Genomic DNA, 23,979 nt, shown 5'->3' on the forward strand with positions numbered 1-23,979 from the left:
CCTTCTACAACTCCTTTAAGTCAAAGACCTCGCAGGAATCACCGCTCCAAACTCAACAGATAATCAATCGCCCCAAGCAGTTCTCCTTTCTTTCCCGGCAGCACTCCCTGGATCGTAAACTGGTCAAGAACCGTGGTGTCCTCAAACAGGCAGTCTGTAACCGTAAGATTCTCAAGCAGAAGCCTCTCCTCCCTCAAGATCTCCGCCGGCGTCATCTCGTCAAAATTCCCCGCCTTTGCCTCTTTATAGAGAATCGTGTCCTCCCACAGCTTTAATTTCAGGCACCAGATATTGCGCGGATGCACCTGATTCAGCATCCTTGCCGTCTCAATGGCATGCAGGCGCGAGAAGGTACGTCCGCCAAGCCCCGGGATAATGGTCAGATAATAATCGATACCCACCTGGTCAAGCCTTGACAGCGCCTCTATGACCTGCGCCGAGGTAATCCCCTTATTCCGCGCCTCCAGGATAGAGTCACTCCCGCTCTCCACTCCGATGTGAAGCGCCTGAACCCCTTCTCCTGCAAGCCTGGCCAATTCCTGATCCGTCTTGCGCAGGATATCGTCAATACGGGAATACATTGCATATTCCCGCACCTTCGGCATATATCTGTGCGTAAGCTCTATGATCTTAAGGATACGCTCTGCATCCATGCAGAACGCATTTTCCCCAAGGAAGAAGAGACGTGTATCCTCGGGACGAAGCTCGGCCAGGATCTTAAGGTCGTGCTCAAGCCTCTCCATGGGATGGATCTTAAATGTGTCTTTGGCAAAATCACAGAACGTGCATCTGTGCCAGCTGCATCCAAGCGACACCTCTAAGGCCGCCGTCGCCTGCTCATGGGGCGGCAGATAGATGGTGTCATGTGTATAGATCGACTGATATAATTCTTCACGTGTCATGTTCGCATCCCCCCTTAAGACATTCTGTTGTTTCTGATTTTCTCTGCCGTTGGGAAGATACTCTTCTCACAGATGATCTCAAACATCCTCTTATAATGCTCCTTCTGTGCAGAAGTTATGATCTCAACACCAAACGCTGTCTCCGGAATATCGTCTACAATCCCCCTGATCTTACTCATATCCACCTTATCGGCAAAGCGAAGCACTGCCGTATTACACTCCTCATTCTGCATACTTTCTATAAATGCAAACGGATGCAGATGTCTCCCGCTCTTATCGGTAAAAAACGAAGTTCCTGTTTCCAATGCATCCTGAATAATATCTGCTTCGTTGCACAGCCTGCGCTCTGCAACTGATGGATTGCGCTTATTAAATAATGCATTCCCGTTATCGTATACCGGTGCCAGCGAGATTGAGCCGTCTCCATTGATAAATATACCCCAATTCCCGTTATTACGGTCATTATTTCTTATAAAAGCATCCACCACAAACATATCCCAAAACCGCTCTTTCACATTTGGGGTATCCTTTAAAATATCCGATGTATCCATTACGATAAGTACATCTTCTAATACCTCTCCATGATGATCGCTGCTTCCTGTCAGATTCGCATCATTCTCAGTCACGGCGTTCTTAATCTTTCCATAATCAATCATGGCCCGGTACGGATCAAAATCCCGGCAGGCAACAACAATCTTTCCATCCCGATATCCCAGTATCGTTTCATGTACCGGAATATCAAGCGACTCATAGACCTTTGATCCTATATATTCACTGATCGGACTTGTCGTATAAGCCGGAATATGATGATTAGGTTTATCTTTACCAGGAAAATGTTTTGTATTTTCCGGGAATTTTACCATCCAGCGGGCGCCGTCAATCAATATGCCATATTTTGAACCTGATAAACCGCCGTATAATCCCCAGCGGTCTTTTTCATATCGGTTTAAATCCTTAATCTCAATCATAGCAAGTCCTCACTTTTTTACCTGATATCATAAACACTCCGAAGCCTGATCCCTTCCGCCTCTCCCGCGAGGATCTTCACACGCCTCTCATCCCCGTTCAGATCAAAATAATTATCCGAGAGGATCAGGTCTTCCTGCTCGTTCAGTATCTCCACACTCTTCGCATACGCACCCGCCGCCACAACGATCTCATCCCCTTCCACACGGAAGGACAACTTCGGATCCTCATACCTGAAATACTTAGGGTACGAGAAGATGACCGTTCCGTCAGATATCACCCTGCCGTCCTGTCTTATCTCATAGCTTACATACTCCGAGAAGATATCCACATCCGGCAGCATCACCTTGTCAAGCCACACGCTTGTAAGCGCCGGAACCCGTAATTCCTTCGTACCGCCGTCGCGGAGCACCTGCGCCTTCGCATTGCGGAGCGCCCAGGATACCTCTACCACCTGCTCTTCTCTGGTCTCGTTCGCTACATTTAACCGGACCGACTTCTCAAATGTAAAATGCTCCCGGTTCATATCGGCCTTCTGCGTCATCATGCTCTCTTCCTGACAGGAGATCATGAGCGGCGCAAAGAAACGCTTCTCCGCATAGTGAAGTGCCTTCCATCTTCCGCAGTAATCAACGGAGGACCAGGAGATCACCGGCCAGCAGTCGTTTAACTGCCACACGATCGCACCCATACAACGTCCCCTGTTCCTTCGGAAATGTTCGACCCCGTATCGGATCGCGTCTGCCTGCAGAAGTTGCGACGCATAAATGAGCGTGCCGAAATCCGTCGGATAGAGATAGGTCCGCTGCAGATAGTTCATGATCTTCCCATTCGCGCCGTTGTTGCGCTGATGCTTCTCCATGATGTAGGAGAAGATATTCATATCCTTCGGATCGTCTGTGAAGGTCTCGATGGTCTTCCTGCTTGGGAAGGACTGGAATCCGAATTCAGACGCATAACGGAAGTAATACTTACGGTAATCGGAGAACGGTTTATTCCCATGCCATACATCCCAGTAATGCACATCTCCCCTGTCTGGGCTGTTCGGCTCGTCAAACGCCCCTCCCGACGACGGGCTTGCCGGCCAGTAGAAGGTCTGGGGATCGTATTGTTCCAACACCTCCGGGATCAACTGCTCATACATGATCACATAATCCCTCACTTCTGTCTTCTTCGATACCCATTCTCCCTGATCTACGAACATCTCCATCTCATTATTGCCGCACCACAATCCCAGTGACGCGTGATGGCGGAGACGCTTGATATTGTCGATGAACTCCTGCCGGATATTCGTCTTGAATTCCGGCGTCAGTTCGTATACGGCGCATGCGAACATGAAATCCTGCCAGACAATAAGCCCCAGCTCGTCACAGATGTCATAGAACCAGTCTTCCGGATAATAGCCGCCGCCCCATACGCGGACCGCATTGTAATTCGCAGCAACGCACTGGCTAAGGAGCTTCCTCGTAGTCTCCGGCGTCACCCTTCCAAGCAGATGATCCTCCGGGATATAGTCCGCCCCCATGGCAAATATGGCAACACCGTTCACTTCATGGGCAAAACTCTCTCCCCACTCGTCCTTCTCAATCCTCATAGTCATAGTGCGAAGCCCGATCCGGCGTTCCCAGGTATCTGCCGGCTCGCCGTCTGCATACAGGGTCACTTTCACCGTATATAACGGCTGTTCGCCGTAACCGTTGGGCCACCAAAGCATGGGATTCTCTATATGAATCTCCTTTGGAGAATCGGTATAGTTCCGGATGGTTCCATCCGGAGCTGTAATCTCAACCTCGTAGTGAACTCCCTTTACAAGCCGCTCATCACAGAATGTCTCCATCTCTGGATCCACTTCCAACCGCAGCGTCACCCTCTCCCTAGAATGCTCCTGCCGGATATATACGCTGCCTAGCCTTGCCTTCTTCACTCCAAACAACGATACCGGACGGAAGATCCCCGCATCCGGCAGATGTGCTCCCCAGTCCCATCCGAACATGCAGTGTGCTTTCCGGATATGGACGAATCCGTCCATGGCGTCCTCCGACCCAAGCGTCCTGCATTTGGCGAATTCTTCCCGGATGTACTTGAGAGGAGAATGCAGCACAACCCGCAGCACATTCTCCTTCTCCTTAATACTCTCTGTCACATCATATTCCCAGATCCGGTGCATATTATACGCATTACCAAGATGCTCCTGATTCAGGTATATATCTGCGATCGTATCCAATCCGTCAAAATGAAGCAGGACCCTGTCCTGCTCCAATAACTCATCCCCGACATCAAAGCATACTTCATATTCATAATCATCTTCCATCAGAGGAAGCGCACGGATCTCATTGTCCCTCCAGAACGGATCCTCCATATTGCCGTTACGCAGCAGATCCGTATAGACCGTCCCGGGGACAACCGCAGGCTGATCTGGCTCCCCTGTTCTTCGCATCCGCCAATTCTTGTTCAATATTTGCTTTACCATATCTCCTCCTAATTGGCCTTCGGATACTCATTGCACAGCAGACGGTACGGCTCTTCATCCTCCTCGATCTCCGGGAAGCGTCCGATCGGCTCGTAGAAACGGTTATCATGCTCATCATCATTGCACATGGACACCTCTCCCAACAGAACGTCGCCGCTTCCTTCCTCCACATGGAAATCATGATACATATATGGATAGATCGTGATACTCTCGCCCGGAATCAGCTTAACCTTCGTGCCTGCCGGAACCGTATACTCTCGCCCGTCACAGTTCACCGTCACATCCGTATCTGCAAATTCACCGTCCTTCGTGGAATTATACACCGTGATCAGCACATTACCGCCGCCTCTGTTGATGATATCTTCCATCTTATTCCAATGGAAATGCATGGGCGCCATCTGCCCTTCCTTCACGAAGAGAAGCTTCTCCGCATAAGTCTTCGTGTACTTATCCATCTTCAGATTCCCGTTGCGGATCGTGATCAGCGAGAAGCCCACCTCGTCGAATCTGCCAAGGCCGTAATCCGTGATGTCCCACCCAAGCATATTATCCCGGATCTCATCATATTCCGCTCCCTTATTCTCCCAGTCCTTCGCAGACCACTTGCAAAACGGCGGGATCTCGAAGCCATGAGCCTCAATCATCTCCTCCATACACTTAATCTCTGCATTGATTTTTGAACGTTTCATCTTATATAATCTCCTTCCTGTCTTCTTTTCACACATCTTCCGTAACAGTTCAGATACCTTCACTGTTACCGGCATCCGGCCATTAAAAATCGCTTCGCGATGGGCCGTATGTTTTCAGGCTCTACTCTATGGCACGGTCAGCGCAGTGAATGCGCAGACCTGTCTGAACTGTTACCATATTTCGGCCTCTGTCTTTCCCGACACATTGCCGCCGGCTCTCAACAGATTCTCTGCCTCCTGCTCCACCCCGTCAAGCTCCTTTCCGGTCAGGAATGACAGCACAATCTGCTTCCGCTCCGCGGCAAACGGCTCCATCTGATGCAGGCTATTCTCTTCTATATGATACGGTCTCCCATAGACGCTGGAATTAGCCGGTTCTAACCCCACGACATAATCCCCCGGCGCGATAGATTTCCACTGCATGAAATACGGTAATTCCCTTAAATTATATTCTATTTTCAATCCAATTCCAAGTTCTTTATTGATAATCGCAGCAAATGTATTCCCTTCCTGATCCGCAGCCATCTCATGGAGGAACACATACTCCGGCTCATTGTCCTTTGGCGGTTCCATCCGGCTGAAATTCCCTGTATGAAGCGCCGCCGTCTCATCCCGCGGGAGCACCTTCCGCGTTGGGATGATGATCCCGGAATCCTCACACAGAAGCGGGTATCCTGCATTCATATGGTACAGCAGCATCATTGGCTCCCTGCGGAAGCCTTCATTCGTGATCTCATCCTCGATATAGATCTTGTTCTCTCCATACCGGGTCGTGACCCTTCGGCGCAGCACAAGATTCTCTCCGAACAGCTCTGCCTCCCGCATGGTTCCCGATATCTCGGCGATGTAATCATCCCCGTCCCAGTATGCCTTCGCTCCCACATGCTCCGCCGGAGTCGTGCGGATCCGCCCATGCATGGGATAGTCCCTGCCGCCGATCCTGCAGGGCGCGCAGATATTCTCAAGCCCGCAGGTGAACAGCATCCCGCCCATGATACTGCGCTGCGCTTCCGCTCCGTTGGTATCATAGTGGCTGCGCCCCATCAGCCCCGGCTTCGCCAGGAAACTGACATTATGGCCCAAGAACGAAACATCCGTAATATCCAGGCACTTGTCCGCCATCACGCCGAATCTGAGCGGACCATTCTTCACCTCGTAAGCACGCATCCCCCTGGCTCTTCCCTCTTCATAGGTGACCGGGCGTACATACATAAGCTGCTGCATGCTTCCCACCTTACTCAACAGTGTTTTCTTTTCATTCACCAAGCATTCCCCCTCGCTTTTCCCGTCTGAAGAAAGGCAGCCCTCTCCCACACAACAAGGGCTGCCTTTCTATCTATTACTCATTCTACTTCGATGCCTTCCACTCGTCAATCTGTTTCTGCATCTCCTCGATCACCTTGTCGATACCCGTCGCCTCTAACTTCTCCTGAAGCTTCGGCAGATATTCCTTGGGGTCTACGCTTCCGGTGTAGAGAGATTTGCCAAATTCATCCATTACATTGCCGAATCCGGCTACTTCCGTGCTGACCGGTTCCAGATCGAAGTCGAATCCAAAGGACGGAGCCTCAACAGACGAATCATTGAATTCCTTGAAGACCGCCCATTTATCCACCGGCTCATTCTCCAGTACATAGGTGTTGAATAATCCGCCCTGTACCCAGTAGGATACAGAATAATTCTTCCTTGTCTCCTCGTTCAGCTTGATCTTGTTCTCATACACATACGGCTTCCCTTTGGCTTCGGCCGCTTCATCGGCCGGAACCTCAGCCTTATCCCAGTGTTCGCCTTCAATACCGTAGTTCAGCAGATTCCTGAGATACTCATCCGTATTGACCAGGTTCAGGAACTCTACCGCCTTCTCCGGATGCTTGGTCTGCGCGTTGATGGCAGTGAGGGCTCCGCGGGCGGAGATATTTGTCACATAAGTATCCATGATCGGAGTCGCCACAACTTCATATCCCAAGTCTTTTCCCCATACCAGCTCTGCATACGGCTGTCCGTCTCCCTTCGTCACAAAGCGCTTCACAGACTTGTCGTCGGAGGCCGTAGCCGCGTCTTTATTTATATAGCCTGCAAGATAATATTTCCTCATAGTCTCAAGAGTCGACTTCATCTTCTCAGTCTCAAATACATTCTTGACCGTCAGCGTATCGTCGCCGTACTCGATACCCACCGGATTCTGGATCAGATCCATATAGATCGGCGCGGAATAGCTGCTGGTAAGATACATCGGCACTACATCCGGTTCCTTCTCCTTGATAAGCTTAAGCCATGGTTCCAGATCCTCCAGGCTGTGGATCTCGTCTACCGGAATCTCATATTTGTCGACATATTCTTTGGTAAATACCCACATCGGCATACTTCCGATCTCTTTCTCGCTCGGAACGCCGTAGGTCTTGCCCTGTACCTTTGCCGCTTCCCAGAAACGCCCGTCAATATTCTTGTACATCTCTGTATCCTTGATGTAATCATCGATCTGGAGGAATGCACCCTTGTTCGCGTTCTGGAGATAATTATTGGCCCAGGAGCAGGTGAAGCACAGATCCCAGTCATCCCCTGTATTGATCACGACCTGCATCTTCTGGTCATAATCGCCCCAGCCGGCCGTATTGATCTTCAATTTCACACCGATCCTCTCTCCTATATATTCATTCACCTTCTCGATCACCCGATCCTGGTCCTTCTGCGCATCACCGATCTGCCACCAGGTCAATTCCACGATCTCGTCCCCGCTTGAATTCGTCTCTGCCGTCTTGCCGCCGCAGCCTGCCAGAAGTCCTGCCGTCATTACCGCCGCAAGCCCTGCTGCCGCGAATCTCTTTATCATCTTAAACTTCATCACTATTCCCTCCTGATTCATTCTACTCTTTCACTGCTCCTACCGTCAATCCGTTTACAAAATATCTCTGGAAGAACGGATAAGCGAAAATAATCGGTAACGTAGATATCACTACGATCGCCATCTTAATAGTCTCTTTCGGCATATTTGCCGCCGTCGTGATCCCGTCGACACCCATGGCGGCTTTGTTGTTGGCCAGCCAGTCGATGGAGCTCTCAATCTGGATCAGCAGATATTGGAGCGGGATCAGATCCTTGTTATCCATATACATCATGGCATTGAACCAGTCGTTCCAGTAACCAAGCGTCAGGAACAGTCCTATAGTCGCAAGCCCCGGCAGCGCCATAGGAATGACGATCTGGAAGAACAGCCTCCACTCCGACGCTCCGTCGATCTTCGCCGATTCCACGACCGCATCCGGAATACTCGTCTTGAAGAACGTCCGTAACACGATGATGTTAAATGAATTCAGACACAGGGGCAAGATCAGCGCCCACAGAGAGTCTTTGAGCATCAGTACCTTGGTCACGATCAGGTAATTCGCAATCATACCGCCGCTGAACAGCATGGGGATGGTGATCACCGTCGTGAAGAATTTGCGGAACGCATAGGTTTTCCTGGACAATGCGTAGGCATAGGTACCCGTAAGCAATAATCCGATTATCGTTCCCACTATGGTGATAAAGATCGTCACCCCATAGCTCTTGAGAATATTTTCCCCGACGCTTACGATATATTCATAGGCATAGAAGCTTAGCTTCTCCGGGATGAACCGGTATCCGTTCATCGCCAGCGACGCCTCATCTGTAAATGAGATGATGATGACGAAGATAAACGGTACGACGCAGATCAGCGACAATACTGCCAAGATTATGTTAAACAGAACATTCGTCGGCGTCTTGATCTGATTATATTTACATTCTTCTGCTTCCAGCTTCTTGATTCTTTTCTGCAGCTTTCTGTTGGAAACTTTTGCTACTTTCGTATCTTGTGCTGCCACAGGTTTCCCTCCCTTCTAAAACAATGCATTCTCATTATCTACCTTTGATACGATCTTATTGGCGATCATGATCAGCACGAATCCGACCGTCGACTGGAACAGCGCCGCAGCCGAGCTCATTCCGATCTCGCCGCTGGTCTTAAGCGCCCGGAAAATATATGTATCAAGTACATTCGTTACCGGGTACAGCGGGCCGGAATTCTTCGGCAGCTGGTAGAACAATCCGAAGTCCGCCTTGAAGATTCCGCCGACAGACATGATCAGTAGGATCGTGATGACCGGCTTCAGAAGCGGCAGAGTAATGTATTTGATCTGCTGCCACTTGCTGGCCCCGTCAAGCACCGCCGCCTCATAATAGGTCTTGTCGATTCCGCAGATCGAAGCAAGATAAACCACCGTATTGTATCCCATTCCCTTCCACTGGCTCATGAAAATGATGATAAAAGGCCAGAACTTCGTCTCCGTATACCAGGAAACCGGCTCACCGCCGAACTGCTGGATGATCGCGTTGAAATAACCCTTCTCAGGATTCAGGAATGCGAACACGCAGTAGCTTACAACTACCCATGACAGGAAGTACGGCAGGAACATGGAACTCTGATAGATCTTCATCATTCCCTTGTTCTTGATCTCATTCAGAAGCAGTGCGAGCACCACCGGCACCGCCACGCCAAGAATGATAAATGTCAGATTATAAAGCACCGTATTTCTCACAATGATCCACGCGTCGCCGCTGCTGAACAGGAATTTGAAATTGTCAAACCACACGGTCTCGCTCGTGAATAAGTTATAGAAGAACCCGTCTCCGGATAACCGGAATTTCTTGAATGCCACCAGAATACCGAACAACGGCAGGTAAGCAAAAAACAGAAACCAGATTGCTCCCGGCATGCTTAAGATCAGCAGCTCTTTATTTGCCTTAAGCCGGCTAAGGAAATTCCCTTTGGGTTTCCCGGCTTTTTTTGTATTAGCCTTCACTCTTAACCTCCTCCTTTTCCCGGACACATTCTCATCGGATTGCAGCTGCATTTCTAACCGTATGATCTGGCGTCCGCACTGTCTGTCAACTTACCGGTCCGTTAAACTGCAGTGTTTTGTATCTGTATCGTAACAGTTCAGATACCTTCACTGTTATAGGCATCCGGCCATTAAAAATCGCTTCGCGATGGACCGTACGCTTTCAGGCTCTACTCTATGGCACGGTCAGCGCAGTGAATGCGCAGACCTGTCTGAACTGTTACTCTGTATCAACTATATCATTGTGCAGTTTGTATGGAAAGTTGAAAACTTTCGGGTTCATTGGACAAATTCTAGTAGGATCATTTCTATTTTTACGCACAAAAAAACCGTGAAATAATATGTCCATCATTTCACGATTTTGTCCACTTACATATTTGCAAATATCATTTCTTCAACTTTTGAATTTTTCATAAATTCATCTCTTGAATTACAATTCAAAATTTGATTAATATCTTTCTCATTGATTTCTATAATGGGTATGTTCCTTTGCCTCGCAATATATAATTCCTTTCCTACCCAACTAGAAGAATTCACATCAGACGACTTTATTAAACATAAAATATTAGATTCCTCAAGCACTTTATAAACATACCCCTGATGATCTGGCGAACAATTATCCAAGATATCAAAATACGTTTCAACTGTACTGTAATCTCGAAATTTATTTTTGATACTAAGAAGAATATCGATATTAATTTCACTATCCCTTAACGTATAACTAAAAAAGATTTTATTATTACGCACTAATATTCCCCCATATTTCAACACAAACTTTAATTAACAAAGGAGCAATAATTGAAACAATAATTAATCCCAAATATAGAATCTGTGATCCATTAAAAAATGATCGGAATAACCGCCTCTTACTTCTATTCTCTGACCGAACCGGCAATCCATTCCGCTTTTTTATCTCATCCATCCTCTTGTTCATATTCTCTCTTAATCTATCCTGATAAAAATATAATACTACATCAACAGCATAAAACAAAACCGGTATCAGAATCCCTAATAACTCTAGAGCAATTACAAGATTGGACAATGGACTTTCTTTATAGATACCTGCCAACAACGTATATACCGCGATCTGTACCGTGACACATAATTTTTTCGTTTCCAAACTATTATTACTGAAATTCAATGTTGCTTTATGTAGCTGATCTATTTGAATCTTATCTAATTCATCTGCTATTACCCTCTGCTCATCACTCAAATTCCTTTTATTTGCTCCCAACAATCCACCTCAATGATATCTTTCTCACTTTTTAATAGTTCTCTATATAATATAAGCCAGATAAATTGAAATTTCAATATTTGTACATCATATTCGCCATTTTATTACAGTTATTTTCTTCATTTTATATCATATTTTGCCGAAAAATGTCTAATACTTTTTCATCTCCCGCAGCGATGCCGGAGACACCCCGTAACACTGCTTAAACTTCCGGTAAAAATAACTGGTATCCGGATATCCCACCTGCCTCGCAATGTCATTGATCTTCATATTGGTATTCAGGATCAGCTCTTTCGCAATCCCATTCTTCGTGTTACTGAGATACTGTGCAAAGGAACATCCCACTTCCTTCTGGAACAGCTGCCCCAGATAAGACGCATTCATATGGTACTTATACGCCAGTGTCTTGAGGTTCATATCTTCTCTGTAATTCTTCTGAACTTCCGCGATGATCTGGCGCACCACAGGGGTATACTGAGAATTCTCTTCATGCATACATTCGATGATCTCTGTAATCTCTGACACAAATGCCGTCTTAATTCCGTAAATATCATCTGCACCAAAAATCGCCTCCATAAGTTCCGAGAGATCATGGAACCTACACGATTCAAGTTTGTATTCTTTTTTCATATCCTGGAGCAACATTGCGATCTTCACTGCAATTTGATACAATGAACCCGCATCAGCATCTTTTTGTATATTGTTGATAAGCAAGTCTTCTATATATCTGATCGCCGATTCCTTCTCTTTCTTCAGAATGAATTTCCTAAGCCGTGCTTCATCCATACTGATCGCTTCTGTTTTCCGGTCATGGATCTGCCTTTGGCTGATACAGCTTCCGTATCCTTCAATGACCAGATATTTTTGAAGTTTCTTTGCTGATCTGTAAGCCTTCGGAAGCTGTTCGATTCTCTGAATGGATGGTCCTACGCAGACAAATGTCATTAGATTGTATCTGCTCTCAATCCGATTCTGAAGATCCTGAAAATATTCCTGCACCTGCTCTTCTCCCATATCACCGGCTTCCAGTACCATTAACAGATTGTCCGGCGGAAGATGTACAAGCTCAAGCCCATTTTCTTGCTTTAAGTCCACGATCACATCTGCAATTTTATTCTCTTTTAAGCCGTCCATATTCCATCTCATCACTGCTGCATAGAAGTTTGCACCCGCTTTTATGATTCCCAACGCTTCTGCAAACTTTTGGTATTCTTTCTCTTCTGGTTCCGTTTTCCCTAACTCATCTGCCGCAGGCTTCCCATTTAAGAAATGCATCCACTCGGTCTTCTCATCAATATAACGGATCTTCTCCTTATCCATCTCCTCAAGCTTCTGTACCGTCTCCCGAAGCTGACGCTCCAGTTCCTCCTCATTGACAGGCTTCAGGATATAATTCTCCACATCCAGCCGGACCGCCTCTCTGGCATAGGAGAACTCATCATATCCGGTCAATATGATAAAGCGCACCTGTTCATCCATCTCACGGATCTTCCGTAGAAGTATAAGCCCATCCATCTCCGGCATGCTGATATCCGTCACCACGATGTGCACCGGCTCCTTCTCCCACAGTTCAAGCGCCTCCATGCCGTCGTGCGCCATATGCACCACGTCAAGACCCAGCGCTTCCCAATCTATGATATTCCGAATTCCCTGTAAGATCAGTTCTTCATCCTCCACTATCATTACCTTCTTCATCATATTCCTTCCTCCTGAACAACCGGAACTACTTCGTCTGTTTTGAACCTCAAAATCACCCGGAGGCCTCCCCCGCTTCTCGATTCTATATGAATCCCATATTCTCTGCCATAGACAGCCTTAAGCCTTCGGTTGACATTGGCAATACCAATCGACGACTGCTTCTTCATGGCATCATTCTCAAGCTCCTGATTCTTTGCCGTGATCTCATCCTCCGCCATTCCTTTTCCGTTATCCTCCACGATTATCCGAAATCCCGTACTTGCTGCACATCCCTCTGTAAGACAGCGTCCATCCCTGCATTCGTATGTCTCTTCCTTCTCAACAACTATTTTCACATAATTATCCTGTTCCTTCATCCGTATCCCGTGGATAAAATAATTCTCAATCACAGGCTGCAGCACGAACTTAATGATCGGCGCCTGCAGATATTCTTCCGGACATTCTACCATGGCCTTGAACTGATTCGGATAACGGAACTCAAAAAGCTCCATATATTTCTTACTGTAGTGAAGTTCCTGCGCCAGTGTAATGATATCCGCTTCCTTGATCTGCGCGCGGAAGGTAACAGCCAGACTGTAGAGCATCTTCCCGACCTCCCGGTCTCCGTTGCAGATGGCCTTCATACGGATCGCCTCCAGCGTATTATACAAGAAATGCGGATTGATCTGGCTCTGCAGCGCCGCCATCTCGGCATCCTTCTGCTCAATCTCAGCCAGATACCGCTTCTTGATATGCTCGTCCAGATTCACACACATTTCATTGAAATATCCGGCGATCACATCCAACTCATCTCCGTTCTTATCCGTTGGGATCCGTACATCCAGATTACCGTCCATAACCTTCGTCATTCCCTCCAAGAGACGGTTCAGCCTTCCGGCAAGCTTCTGCAGATGATATTTTACAAATATTTCACCCAATATCATCACCGCGATCCCGACTGCCAAAAGCATCACGGCAACAGACCAGGGCACCGCTGCCGCCCGGTCCTTCTCAAGATAACCGATCACATGGTACTGCCCCTTCCAGGCCTCCTCCACATAGGCGTTCAGCATACTCTCCAGCGCGCCTTTATTATCGGCCTTCATAATATCGGCGATCTTATGCCTGCCGGAAGACTCATATACCGGCGATCCGGCATCATTGTACACGATCAGCTCCGCACGGGAATAATACTGCCGGATCGTCTCGAACCTCTTACTCTTGAATTCCAGGATCATACACCCCTTAACCTGCATCGTCGCCGGATTCCGGATCTCCTTAAGATAGGCAAAACTGTCTTCTCCTACCAGATCCACAGCTTCAAGCCGGCGCTTGAATTCATCATCGCCGGCTCTCCTGTAGCTCTTCCCATCCCTTGTATATTCCGTTATCTCATCCCGCTCATAGCTGTACAGAGTAATATGATCCAGGCTTGTGTATGCCTGGAGTGCATCCAGGAAAAATTTCTCGATGCCTTTGTATCCGCTGAGCTTGTTCTCAATATAAGTATCCAGGCGATACTTCTGGTAGACGGCAGGTTCGTCCGTCATATAGTGCAGCACATCATTAAGCTCCATACTCGACTTGTACAGATTCTCGTGAATATGTTCCGCTATATCCGAAGTATCCTCAAGATACATAAGCGCCGACTCACTCATCATCTCCGTGTAGCTTAAGCTCTGCTCAAGGACACGGTTTCTGGTACTGTTGTAGAAATAGATGACCAGCGCGGATATGGCACATAACAAGATGAGCGTATAGATATAGAACAGTTTATTATATAATTGCTTTGAACTCTTAACCTCCATTGTCAGCGCCCTTCCACACTATCTTTCCTCAAGCTGCCTCATCACACTCTGATTCATGAACATTACCAGGAATCCATACACACTTCCCATGAACAGAACCGTTGTCCCCGCCGATATCTCGAACGCCGCGAGGACAACGCCAAGCGCCGCGATATTCCCAAGAGCAGCTATAGGCTTCGCCACCAGAAGAGTCACCGCAGTCCGTGCAATCTGCAGATTGCTCATCTCATAGCGGCTGATCAGCAGATAGAGATTCGGTGTGACAAGGACCGCCGCCGCGAATAATATGATAAACAATACGGCAAGCGGCAGGATCCTTATCTGCACTGAAAAGAATTCTATGTTCGTCCAGCATACCAGGATCACCAATAACTGTCCCGCACCAAGCTTTGCCTTCTGCCAGAGGTCCGCACAATACCCTTTCCTATAATCCCTGAGCGCACGCCCTTCTGTTCCGTGAATCAGACGGTTCATCGCATACATCACGGCTGACAGCGCCGGCGCCATCGGCAGCAGACACAGGAGGAACAAAGGAAGGCACTCCCGGATCTGGCCTGCCCCAACGAACAGCAGGAACAGCAGCACCGGAATATTGGAAATGATAAACAACAGATTCACCGTGAAGAAGTAGCAAATCTTCTCGCAGAATCCCAATACCTTCTCTATGTTAAATAATTCTCCCATATCACCGGCTCCTTATACTTTCATCAATATCGTCTTGATCTCATATGCATGCAGGCTCATGCTGATCTCATCCTGTGTGAATTCCGTAACCGGACGTTCCCTTAAGTCGCATTCCGCCCATTCCTGACAGGCAAATCCCGGCTTCACCGTCACCTCCTGCCTCGCTCCCGCAAACTCATGGAAACGGATCACAATGTAATTCCCGTCTTCTGATTTCTTCACCGCATCCAGCTCAATCTGCGCATTGCTAAAAGCTATAAAACTGTCATAAGGCAGTACGCTTTTGCCCTTAACGGCCTGCATCGGTTCATTCAACGCGAACGCTTCCTGAACCACCATTCCTTCAACAAAGTCCCCCTTATGAGGAAGCAGCGCATAGGTAAATGTATGGGTTCCCTGATCCTGCAGATGATCCGGATGGGTTCCTGCTCTCAACAGAGAGATCCGCAGCACGTTATCCTTGATGTCATGGCCGTACTTGCAGTCGTTCAGGATGCTTACTCCATAGTTCCGCTCCGACAGATCCGCCCAGCGATGGGCTACCGTCTCGAACTTCGCCTGATCCCAGCTTGTATTCCAGTGGTTCGGACGCCGCACATTGCCGTACTGTACGTCATAGGTTCCATAGGTCGAACGGACATCCACCGGGAATGCCGCCTTCAGAAGCTGATGCTGGTCATGAAGTTCCACCTCTGTGCCAAAGTCGATCCTCCGGTCATTGCTGTAGAGAATCATATCCTGACTGATCTTAGAGCATGCATCTGTCCCATGAGCCCCGGCCGCCCTCTGATAAGGTGCAAAATTCCATTCCATATGTACCTTCATGCAGACCGGTCCTGTCTCCGTAACCTGAAACGCTGTAAGATCTGTGATCTCCCGCATCTTCTCCTGATAAAAGATATCTATATCCCATGCCTCAAAATCCAACGGCTTGTCTTCGAATACCTGGAGTACATTGGCACGCTCTCCCGCCGGCACCACCTCACGCCTGTAAGTCTTATCGTACAGCCTCGTAATCTGTCCATACTGATTCAGAGCTATCTGGTAGAACGGCGTCTCGATCTGTCTGCCATCCACATGAAATGGGAAATCTGCCTCCGTCACAGGAACAGCCTCCGCTCCTTCTTCAAAGGTGATCAGCTTCATTCCCATCGCCGGAACCGCCTTCATCTCGACATAAGTCCCGCCCTGTCCCTTCTGGGCCGTCAATTCATTGCCTTCCTGATCTCTGAAGATTCCGTCTCTATTCTCCGGGATCACGACTATCTGGTCAGACGTCCACCCGGATGCATTGATCACCGTATATGTATCGTCCTTCTGTTCAAATACATTTTCATAGGCTTCCTGCTCCACTTCACGGGCAATCCCTTCGATATAAGCATAATCCTTCCTGGAATCTTCATATACCTCATGGATGGAAGAACCCGGGATAATATCATGGAACTGGTCTGTCAGGATGTGCTTCCACCCCCTGGTCAGCGCCTCCTGCTTCGCATCCGCAAGCTTCCCCGTAAGCAGCGCCTCCATCACCGTCAGCCACTCTGCTCTGCGGTAGAGAAGTTCCATCTTACGATTCATGCGCTTGTTATACGCCTGGCTTGTGTAGGTGCCGCGGTGGTATTCCAGATACAGCTCCCCGTCCCAGGTATGTACATAGCTGTCCGTGTGCTCTACCGTATCATGAAGCTTACGGAAATATTCGCCTGCAGCGGACATCTTCACATGGGGCAGTCCCGGAATCTTGTCAAGCCTTCTTCTGCACTCCAGCATATCACGGTTCACACCGCCGCCCCCGTCCCCATATCCGAAGGAGATCAAAAGATCCTTATTCATCTGCTTATCGCGGTAGGCGTCCCACACCCCCTTGACCGTTCTTGGCAGCAGGCTGCCGTTATAGGTATAGAACCAGGAATCCCGCTCCCTCCACGGCTCTGGCGTCGTGATAAAATGAGTCAGGACTTCACTGCCGTCGATCCCTTTCCACTTAAATGTATCGTGCGGCATACGGTTATACTGGTTCCAACTGATCTTCGTGGTCATAAAGGTATTGATTCCCGCCTTTTTCAGGATCTGAGGCAGCGCCCAAGAATAACCGAACACATCCGGAAGCCAGAGGAATTCTACATCTTTGCCGAACTCATCCTTGATAAACTTACTGCCGATCAAGATCTGCCTTGTCAGGGATTCTCCGCTCGTCAGGTTGCAGTCGGCCTCCACCCACATAGCGCCGTCCGCCTCCCAGCGTCCCTCCTGTACCCTCTTCTTGATATTTGCGTAGATATCCGGGAATTCTTCTTTCATGTATTCATATAGCTGCGGCTGTGTCTGCAGGAAGACGTATTCCGGGAACAGCTCCATCAGCCGAAATACGGTTGAGAACGAACGGGAACATTTCTCCCTCGTATGCTTCAGCCGCCACAGCCAGGCAACGTCAATATGGGTGTGCCCCACACAGTAGACGTTGATAATCGAGTTCTTATCCATAGAATCAATTCTCTCGTTCAGCAGCTCGTCCGCCCGGTACACGGATTCATAGAACTCTTCACTTCCAGGATACGTCCAGTCGATCAGGCGGCATGCGCCGTCAAGCGCCCCCCGAAGTTCATGCTGCACCGGATCTGAACTATCCAGCTCTTCCAACGCCTGCCATACCATGGACGCCATATAGTAGAAGTCGTCCACCTTCTCATCCAGCCACGCAAGATCTGCCCGCGCGATCCGATGCTCCTGATCCTTAGGGATTCCGCCGCCTTCTAATCCCGACCATAAGCGGAAGGTCACATCTACTGCCGTTCCGCAGAGGGCTTCTTCGAAGAACAGCTCCTTGTGGTTCACATCCACACCCTGATACATCTGTCCGTTCACATAGGCCATGGACTCAAACCCGGAGTTATTACCCCCGCCGGTATTGCCGAAGTCGAATACTCCGACCACTCTCTTCCCTCTCCACTTGTCCGGGATCGGAATCTCCTTGTGGAGCCAGAGGAAACGGTCGCGGCCCTTCCATGTATCCCCGGTCTCCATGGTATACCACTCATCCCCGCCAAAATCCGTTGGAAGCTTTGGAGATACCACCCCTTGCGTCTCTTCCGCCGCCGCGAAGCTCCTAAGTTCGATCACGTCTCTGTATCTGTACTGCTCCAGTTCTGCGATACGCCTTTCTAATTTCCTGTCTGTCAAAAACATAACGTCCTCCTTGCAATCCATATTGATTCTTATATTGATTTTATTTTATTATGGGAAAGGGAAATTTTCAATTCTGAGAATTCTAGTTTTAGTGAATTTTTTGTATATCTGTGTTATATTGAGAATAGAAAGACAGCAGAAAGGATCACGCGCGATTTATGGACAAAAAGCTATTCATCAAGAACCTGGCAGGACTGTGCCATATCCCTATCTCAATATATCAGGACTCAGCGGGGCTTACCGACAGGCTCGACCCCCTTTCTCATCCCCTGAACAGCTACGAGCAAGATCTGGTGGAGCACATATTGCAGAAGCTAAGAACCGCACCCTTCGCATATGAGACTTACGAAGCCGGGTTGCCGGTCTGTATCATGGGCTGCCGCGGGTCCGACTGCAGCTTCATACTCGGCCCCTTCGCCTATGGGCCTATCCAGACACCGGATATGGAGAATAAGTTAAAGAAACTGCACTTAAGCCCTTTTGTCGAATGCTCCTGGAATGACGCCTTAGCCGCCTCCGTCTTCCTGATCAACGAATATCTGGACCCTCTATTCACGACCGCCATGCTGGAAGAGAGCATCTCCGAGAAGGATCACGACGTACAGCATCTTCTTGTAAATGAAGAGATCCGCCAATGGGAAAGCTTCCAGGAGAACCATACTTATTATGAAGAGAATATCCTGCATGATTATGTGGAGAAGGGAGACGTGGATTACCTGGTCGATAACTTAGAACTATTAGAACTGCCCCATCCTGTGATCCTCAGCGACTTCTATAAGAACGAAGAATATATGGCGGTGCTCTCCATCTCCTTCGCGGCCCGGGCTGCGATCCGGGGCGGAGTGACCTCCAAAGAAGGGCTTCTGGCCAACGACATTTTCCTAAAGCAACTGGAAGACTGCCGCAATGTGAACGAGATCAAGGTCCTTATCCGCAGGGCGCTTCTGCATTTCGCACAGTTAGTGAAGGAGAACCGGCGCAGACAGAGCCGGAACATACATGTAGAGAAATGCAAGAAGGCGATCTATGCCCATCGCCTGGAGAATATTGACCTTGACGAACTCGCCGAACAACTGGGAATCTCAAAAGAATATATGCTGAAATTATTCAAGAAGCAGGAAGGAATCCCTATCACACAATACATCCGGAACGTGAAGATAGAGGCCGCCTGCAACATGCTGATCTATTCAGACCGGCAGATCAATGAGATCGCCGAATACCTTGGATTCGGCAGCCTCAGTTATTTCAGCCGGGTCTTCAAGACCGTCACAGGACTGGCCCCTGTCCAGTATAAGAAAATACATTCCGAGCCTGGATTCTAATCTTAATTCGCCCGTCTCTTCTTCTGATAGCAGTCGAAACCAACGGCGAGTACAAGCACGATACCTAATACGATATTCTGAACCCAGCTATTTAAATTGATCAGTACCATACCATTGTTAAGCGCACTGATGATAAATGTACCGGCAACAACTCCGGACATCCTTCCGGATCCTCCGGATACGGACACTCCGCCCAGGACTACACAAGTGATAACCTTGAATTCGTATCCAAGTCCCGCGTTACCCATACCGGAATTCACACGTGACAGCAGTACAAGCCCCGCAAGCCCCGCAAAGAATCCTGACAATGCGAATACCAGGTATTTGACTCTCCCTGTACGGATACCGGACAGCCTTGCCGCTTCAATGTTCCCGCCTACAGCATAAAAGTAGCGTCCGAAATACGTCTTATTCAAGATAAATGCACCCAGTGCAAAACAGAGGATCATGATAATTACCGGCACAGGCACAGGACCGATCTTACCCTGACCGAAGACCTTGAACGATTCTGTAAATCCGTTGATCGGCTGTCCGTCGCAGATGATCAGCGCAATACCTGAAAATGCCGTCTGTGTAGCAAAGGTTGCGATCAATGCCGGAATACCTTTTAATTTTATATAATATATAGCTACGCTATTAGCTATCTCAGACAGTAAGTTTTTATATTTATATAATATCTGCAAGACTCCCTGAACCTTGCAGATATAAGTTTAAAAACAGGTAAATGCTCCGTCTACGATAATATCTGATCCAGTCGTAAAGCTGCTGGTATCTCCGGCCAAGTATACGACGATAGACTGCAGCTCTTCCGGCCTTCCAAGCCTTCCCATCGGCGCCATAGCGTTCCACTGCTCAATGAGCGGCTTCAATGCTTCGGAGTTAAGCGTCAAGTCTGTTCCGATATATCCGGGACTGATGCAGTTCACACGGACGCCCTTCTTCGCCCACTCGATCGCCAGCGACTTCGTCAGCATGCTGACACCTGCCTTGGATGCATTGTATGCACACTGCGGCTGCGGAACATTCACGATATGGCCTGACATAGAAGCCGTATTGATGATCGAACCATATCCCTGTTTCAGCATCACTCTTCCCGCTGCCGTCGCACAGAGGAACACGCCGTTCAGATTAATGTTGATGACCTTATTCCACTGCTCGAATGTCATCTCCTCCGCCGGAACATTCAGACAGATTCCCGCGTTGTTGAAGCACGCATCCAGCTTCCCATAGGTGCCGGCAACCTCCGCCACCATAGCTTCCACATCCTCCTGGTTCGTCACGTCACACCGGATCGCAATCGTCTTAGAACCTGTCGCATCTGCGATCTCCTTCGCCACAGCCTCCGCTCCTTCGAGATTGATGTCCACGATCGCCACATCTGCTCCTGCCTCCGCAAGTGCTGTCGCCACTGACTTGCCGATTCCGCTTGCTCCTCCTGTCACATAGATTGCCTTGCCGTCCAGTCTCATCTTCTCAATAATTCCCATTTTCTCTTCCTCCTTGATCTTATGTACTCTACTCCAAGAATATATAATCTATTTTATATATTCATTTTGTAAAATAGATTAATAAAAGTTGTTTATATTATATATCTATCCCTCCTTTGACACAAGACGTATTTTCATACAAAAACGATGTGTCTTTTTTATCTATATTGCACAAGCATTTGTTTTTATTGCACTTTAATAATATATTTAATTAAGTATTTATTAAATTGTTTATATAATATCACACTTTCTTCCATATTTCAACATCTTTTAACATCTTTTTTTCATTTTAACCACGATAAAAGGGGGATCCCTTTCCGGTCTCCCCCTTTGGCAATTCTCACATTATCTACTTCGCAATCTTCACTACAGCCTTCACGATCTCTGCCTTCTCGTTGACACTCCGGTCCATCGCCGTCTGTATATCATCAAAATCAAAAATATGGGTCGCAATTCCCTTAAGATTCACCTTGCCCTGCTCTACCGCCTCGATCGCCATAGGATAAATATGACGGTAGCGGAAGATCGTCTTGATGGTAAGCTCCTTATCAAGCGCCATGCTTGCCATGATATTCATCATACCGGTCTTGCCGTAGCCTACCAGTACGATCGTAGCGCCCTTGCTCACCGCCTGGATTGCCTGATTGGTCGTGATCTCCGTACCTGCCGTCTCGATCGCAAGGTCGAAGCCCATACCATCCGTCAATTCCTTCGCCTTCTCCAATACATCCTCTTCTTTGCCGTTGATCACGCCGTCCGCTCCAAGCTCCAGCGCCTTCTCAAGACGCTTCTCCATGATATCTACCACATAGACTCTGGAAACACCGCATGCCTTAAGCGCCATCATAGACACCAGACCGATACAGCCCGCGCCGAATACGACCGCCGTCTGCCCGGCCTGGGCGCCGCCCTGCTTCGCCGCATGAAAACCAACTGCCAGAGGCTCGATCAGCGCCCCCTCCAGCGTACTTACATTCTCCGGCAATTTGAAGCAAAGATCCGCCTCATGCGCCACGTATTCCTGGAACACTCCGTCTACCGGAGGCGTCGCAAAGAACACGACGTCCGGACAGAGATTGTATTTGCCTTCACGGCAGAACTTACATTTGCCGCAGGTCTTGCCCGGCTCTAACGCGACACGGTCTCCTACCTTGAGGTGGGTCACAGCCTTTCCCACTTCTACAACGACTCCGCCCGGCTCATGGCCCAGTACGAACGGCGGCTCCACTACAAAGCCTCCGATCCTGCCCGTCTCGTAATAATGCATGTCGCTTCCGCAGATCCCCACATACTCAAGCTTCACCAGCACCTCGTTGTCCTGCGGCGCCGGGATCGGTCTCTCGGTGTATCCCATCTTGCCGATTCCATTCATTACTGCTACTTTCATTGTTCCTTCCATCTTACTGTTCCTCCTTATATTTTAGATATATATTTTTCTATCTGATATAACGCCGCGCCGAATGCCGACGCTTCTTCCCTGTAACGGCAGACCCTGACATACGCCCCGCTTCCGCCGAAGATATTCTTCGCGGCAGCGATAGCGCGAAACTGCTCTATGTATGGTTCCATATAATTTCCCACATATCCTCCAAGCACCACCTCACAGTCAAAGCACATCCGCAGATTGTCAACTACTATGGCAAGATCGTACATATATTCTTCCCAGATACGCCGGTACTCCCCGGTGCCTGACTCCAGCTTCTGAAAGAACCCCTTCAGATCTCCATTCTCAAGCTGCGCCAGGTTCAGCGCGCTGCAGTAAGCGTCCAGGCATCCCTTCTTGCCGCAATAGCATGTCTTCCCTTCCGGGTGGACTACCATATGCCCGAACTCACCGCTGCGCCAGTTATTCCCCATATACATAGCGCCGCCGTCATAATCGCTCCGGATCCCGTCGTTGCTCTTCATCTCATCCGCGAAGATCACTGCGCCGCCCACTGAATTGCTCAGCGACAGGTAGACCATATTACTCTCCGGATCCTTAAAATCCACACCCTCTGTGATCGCCGCTGCATTGGCATCATTCAGCAATTCACATGGATACGGTATATAATCCGCCAGTCTCTCCCTTGAGAGATCCTTAATATTCAATATATGTGACTGCGTGAGAATGTTCTTCTGCCTGTCCACGATTCCCGGAAGAGAGATTCCGACTCCTTCCATCTTCGTCTCCGGTATCCGGTTCTCCTCCACAAACCTTCTTAATATCTCCGAAAGCTCCCTGAAATACACATCCTCACAGGCAAACGGCTTGCGGATCCGTTCATGCTTCAAGACCTTCCTTGCCAGATCCGTATAAGCTATCCCCACATGATTGGCCGTAATATCGACTCCGATCGCGCATCTTGCATCCTTCACCGCAGCGATCGCCTTCGCCTTCCGTCCTCCGGTAGACTGCAATTCGCCCACTTCCGCCACGACTCCGGCATCCTTAAGCTCCTTCACGATCGTCAGAACCGTCGGCCCGCTGATATCGAGCGCCGCCGAGATGTCCGGCATACTCGTCTCGCTTAAACTATTCACGTATCGGAATACCCGGTTCCTGTTCAGCTTCTTCACTTCTAAACTATTCGTACCTCTTCTCATCTCTCCTCCTTTCCACTTATATAATCGGTTTAATTAAGTGATTTATTAATTGTGTATATCGTATCACATTTTTGTGGAAACTTCAATAACTTTTTACTCAGACTGCTGA

The 23,979-nt window shown here is 48.6% G+C and carries 19 protein-coding genes; 1 reads left to right on the plus strand and 18 read right to left on the minus strand.

Annotation, left to right across the window (positions count from 1 at the left end; all coding sequences use genetic code 11):
• Positions 1-38: 38 nt before the first annotated feature.
• The 14 genes from VSQ62_RS24670 to VSQ62_RS24735 form a co-directional block, all read right to left on the minus strand.
• Positions 39-902 carry a radical SAM protein gene (locus VSQ62_RS24670; RefSeq protein ID WP_334637392.1) on the minus strand — a complete coding sequence of 288 codons (864 nt, stop codon included), beginning with the start codon at positions 900-902 and terminating at the stop codon, positions 39-41.
• A gap of 14 nt (positions 903-916) precedes the next feature.
• Entirely contained in the window at positions 917-1,870 is a 954-nt protein-coding gene (locus VSQ62_RS24675) for a HipA domain-containing protein (RefSeq protein ID WP_334637393.1), read from the minus strand.
• A 17-nt stretch (positions 1,871-1,887) separates the two neighbouring features.
• Positions 1,888-4,338, minus strand: a complete 2,451-nt coding sequence (locus VSQ62_RS24680) for a beta-mannosidase (protein ID WP_334637394.1) — start codon at positions 4,336-4,338, stop codon at positions 1,888-1,890.
• Between the two features lie 8 nt (positions 4,339-4,346).
• Positions 4,347-5,027: a D-lyxose/D-mannose family sugar isomerase gene (locus tag VSQ62_RS24685; protein ID WP_334637395.1), complete on the minus strand. Its 681-nt coding sequence runs from the start codon at positions 5,025-5,027 to the stop codon at positions 4,347-4,349.
• Positions 5,028-5,198: 171 nt separating this feature from the next.
• Entirely contained in the window at positions 5,199-6,290 is a 1,092-nt protein-coding gene (locus tag VSQ62_RS24690) for an aldose 1-epimerase family protein (RefSeq protein ID WP_334637396.1), read from the minus strand.
• An 85-nt stretch (positions 6,291-6,375) separates the two neighbouring features.
• Positions 6,376-7,869, minus strand: coding sequence for an ABC transporter substrate-binding protein (locus tag VSQ62_RS24695; RefSeq protein ID WP_334637397.1), 1,494 nt, complete (start codon positions 7,867-7,869; stop codon positions 6,376-6,378).
• A 22-nt stretch (positions 7,870-7,891) separates the two neighbouring features.
• Complete coding sequence (locus tag VSQ62_RS24700) at positions 7,892-8,869, minus strand: carbohydrate ABC transporter permease (RefSeq protein ID WP_334637399.1); 978 nt, start codon at positions 8,867-8,869, stop codon at positions 7,892-7,894.
• Between the two features lie 15 nt (positions 8,870-8,884).
• Positions 8,885-9,760 (minus strand): ABC transporter permease, encoded by an 876-nt coding sequence (locus tag VSQ62_RS24705; RefSeq protein ID WP_502957831.1) that lies wholly within the window; start codon positions 9,758-9,760, stop codon positions 8,885-8,887.
• Positions 9,761-10,255: 495 nt separating this feature from the next.
• Positions 10,256-10,633, minus strand: a complete 378-nt coding sequence (locus VSQ62_RS24710) for a TIR domain-containing protein (RefSeq protein ID WP_334637402.1) — start codon at positions 10,631-10,633, stop codon at positions 10,256-10,258.
• On the minus strand, positions 10,626-11,120 hold the full coding sequence (locus VSQ62_RS24715; protein WP_334637405.1) for a hypothetical protein: 495 nt from the start codon (positions 11,118-11,120) through the stop codon (positions 10,626-10,628). The genes VSQ62_RS24710 and VSQ62_RS24715 overlap by 8 nt, the downstream gene beginning before the upstream one ends.
• A gap of 150 nt (positions 11,121-11,270) precedes the next feature.
• Positions 11,271-12,818 carry a response regulator gene (locus VSQ62_RS24720; RefSeq protein ID WP_334637406.1) on the minus strand — a complete coding sequence of 516 codons (1,548 nt, stop codon included), beginning with the start codon at positions 12,816-12,818 and terminating at the stop codon, positions 11,271-11,273.
• Entirely contained in the window at positions 12,815-14,605 is a 1,791-nt protein-coding gene (locus VSQ62_RS24725; RefSeq protein ID WP_334637407.1) for a sensor histidine kinase, read from the minus strand. The genes VSQ62_RS24720 and VSQ62_RS24725 overlap by 4 nt, the downstream gene beginning before the upstream one ends.
• An 18-nt stretch (positions 14,606-14,623) precedes the next feature.
• The gene (locus VSQ62_RS24730) at positions 14,624-15,289 is read right to left on the minus strand and encodes a DUF624 domain-containing protein (RefSeq protein ID WP_334637408.1); all 666 of its coding nucleotides are present in this window, start codon (positions 15,287-15,289) and stop codon (positions 14,624-14,626) included.
• 12 nt (positions 15,290-15,301) lie between these two features.
• Entirely contained in the window at positions 15,302-18,475 is a 3,174-nt protein-coding gene (locus tag VSQ62_RS24735) for an alpha-mannosidase (protein WP_334637410.1), read from the minus strand.
• Between the two features lie 158 nt (positions 18,476-18,633).
• Between VSQ62_RS24735 and VSQ62_RS24740 the strand changes: the two genes are divergently transcribed.
• Positions 18,634-19,797, plus strand: a complete 1,164-nt coding sequence (locus VSQ62_RS24740) for a helix-turn-helix domain-containing protein (protein WP_334637411.1) — start codon at positions 18,634-18,636, stop codon at positions 19,795-19,797.
• Positions 19,798-19,799: 2 nt separating this feature from the next.
• On the opposite strand, the gene VSQ62_RS24745 is transcribed toward VSQ62_RS24740, so the two are convergent.
• From VSQ62_RS24745 to VSQ62_RS24760, 4 genes are all read right to left on the minus strand, one after another.
• Positions 19,800-20,480, minus strand: coding sequence for an ABC transporter permease (locus tag VSQ62_RS24745; protein WP_334637412.1), 681 nt, complete (start codon positions 20,478-20,480; stop codon positions 19,800-19,802).
• 27 nt (positions 20,481-20,507) lie between these two features.
• Positions 20,508-21,284: an SDR family oxidoreductase gene (locus tag VSQ62_RS24750; protein ID WP_334637413.1), complete on the minus strand. Its 777-nt coding sequence runs from the start codon at positions 21,282-21,284 to the stop codon at positions 20,508-20,510.
• 349 nt (positions 21,285-21,633) lie between these two features.
• A complete protein-coding gene (locus VSQ62_RS24755; protein ID WP_334637414.1) occupies positions 21,634-22,683 on the minus strand; it encodes an NAD(P)-dependent alcohol dehydrogenase in 1,050 nt (349 codons plus the stop codon).
• A 14-nt stretch (positions 22,684-22,697) separates the two neighbouring features.
• The gene (locus VSQ62_RS24760) at positions 22,698-23,870 is read right to left on the minus strand and encodes an ROK family transcriptional regulator (RefSeq protein ID WP_334637416.1); all 1,173 of its coding nucleotides are present in this window, start codon (positions 23,868-23,870) and stop codon (positions 22,698-22,700) included.
• Between the last annotated feature and the right edge of the window lie 109 nt (positions 23,871-23,979).

The organism is Sporofaciens sp. JLR.KK001, assembly GCF_036941055.1.
Lineage (GTDB): Bacteria > Bacillota > Clostridia > Lachnospirales > Lachnospiraceae > Sporofaciens.

What these genes read in the sequence shown, in the direction of transcription:
- VSQ62_RS24680 (WP_334637394.1), bottom strand. Translation starts at nt 4,338, where the DNA reads ATGGTAAAGCAAATATTGAACAAGAATTGGCGGATGCGAAGAACAGGG.
- VSQ62_RS24720 (WP_334637406.1), bottom strand. Translation starts at nt 12,818, where the DNA reads ATGATGAAGAAGGTAATGATAGTGGAGGATGAAGAACTGATCTTACAG.
- VSQ62_RS24685 (WP_334637395.1), bottom strand. Translation starts at nt 5,027, where the DNA reads ATGAAACGTTCAAAAATCAATGCAGAGATTAAGTGTATGGAGGAGATG.
- VSQ62_RS24760 (WP_334637416.1), bottom strand. Translation starts at nt 23,870, where the DNA reads ATGAGAAGAGGTACGAATAGTTTAGAAGTGAAGAAGCTGAACAGGAAC.
- VSQ62_RS24735 (WP_334637410.1), bottom strand. Translation starts at nt 18,475, where the DNA reads ATGTTTTTGACAGACAGGAAATTAGAAAGGCGTATCGCAGAACTGGAG.
- VSQ62_RS24725 (WP_334637407.1), bottom strand. Translation starts at nt 14,605, where the DNA reads ATGGAGGTTAAGAGTTCAAAGCAATTATATAATAAACTGTTCTATATC.
- VSQ62_RS24755 (WP_334637414.1), bottom strand. Translation starts at nt 22,683, where the DNA reads ATGGAAGGAACAATGAAAGTAGCAGTAATGAATGGAATCGGCAAGATG.
- VSQ62_RS24670 (WP_334637392.1), bottom strand. Translation starts at nt 902, where the DNA reads ATGACACGTGAAGAATTATATCAGTCGATCTATACACATGACACCATC.
- VSQ62_RS24740 (WP_334637411.1), top strand. Translation starts at nt 18,634, where the DNA reads ATGGACAAAAAGCTATTCATCAAGAACCTGGCAGGACTGTGCCATATC.
- VSQ62_RS24750 (WP_334637413.1), bottom strand. Translation starts at nt 21,284, where the DNA reads ATGGGAATTATTGAGAAGATGAGACTGGACGGCAAGGCAATCTATGTG.
- VSQ62_RS24675 (WP_334637393.1), bottom strand. Translation starts at nt 1,870, where the DNA reads ATGATTGAGATTAAGGATTTAAACCGATATGAAAAAGACCGCTGGGGA.
- VSQ62_RS24730 (WP_334637408.1), bottom strand. Translation starts at nt 15,289, where the DNA reads ATGGGAGAATTATTTAACATAGAGAAGGTATTGGGATTCTGCGAGAAG.
- VSQ62_RS24705 (WP_502957831.1), bottom strand. Translation starts at nt 9,760, where the DNA reads ATGCCGGGAGCAATCTGGTTTCTGTTTTTTGCTTACCTGCCGTTGTTC.
- VSQ62_RS24695 (WP_334637397.1), bottom strand. Translation starts at nt 7,869, where the DNA reads ATGAAGTTTAAGATGATAAAGAGATTCGCGGCAGCAGGGCTTGCGGCG.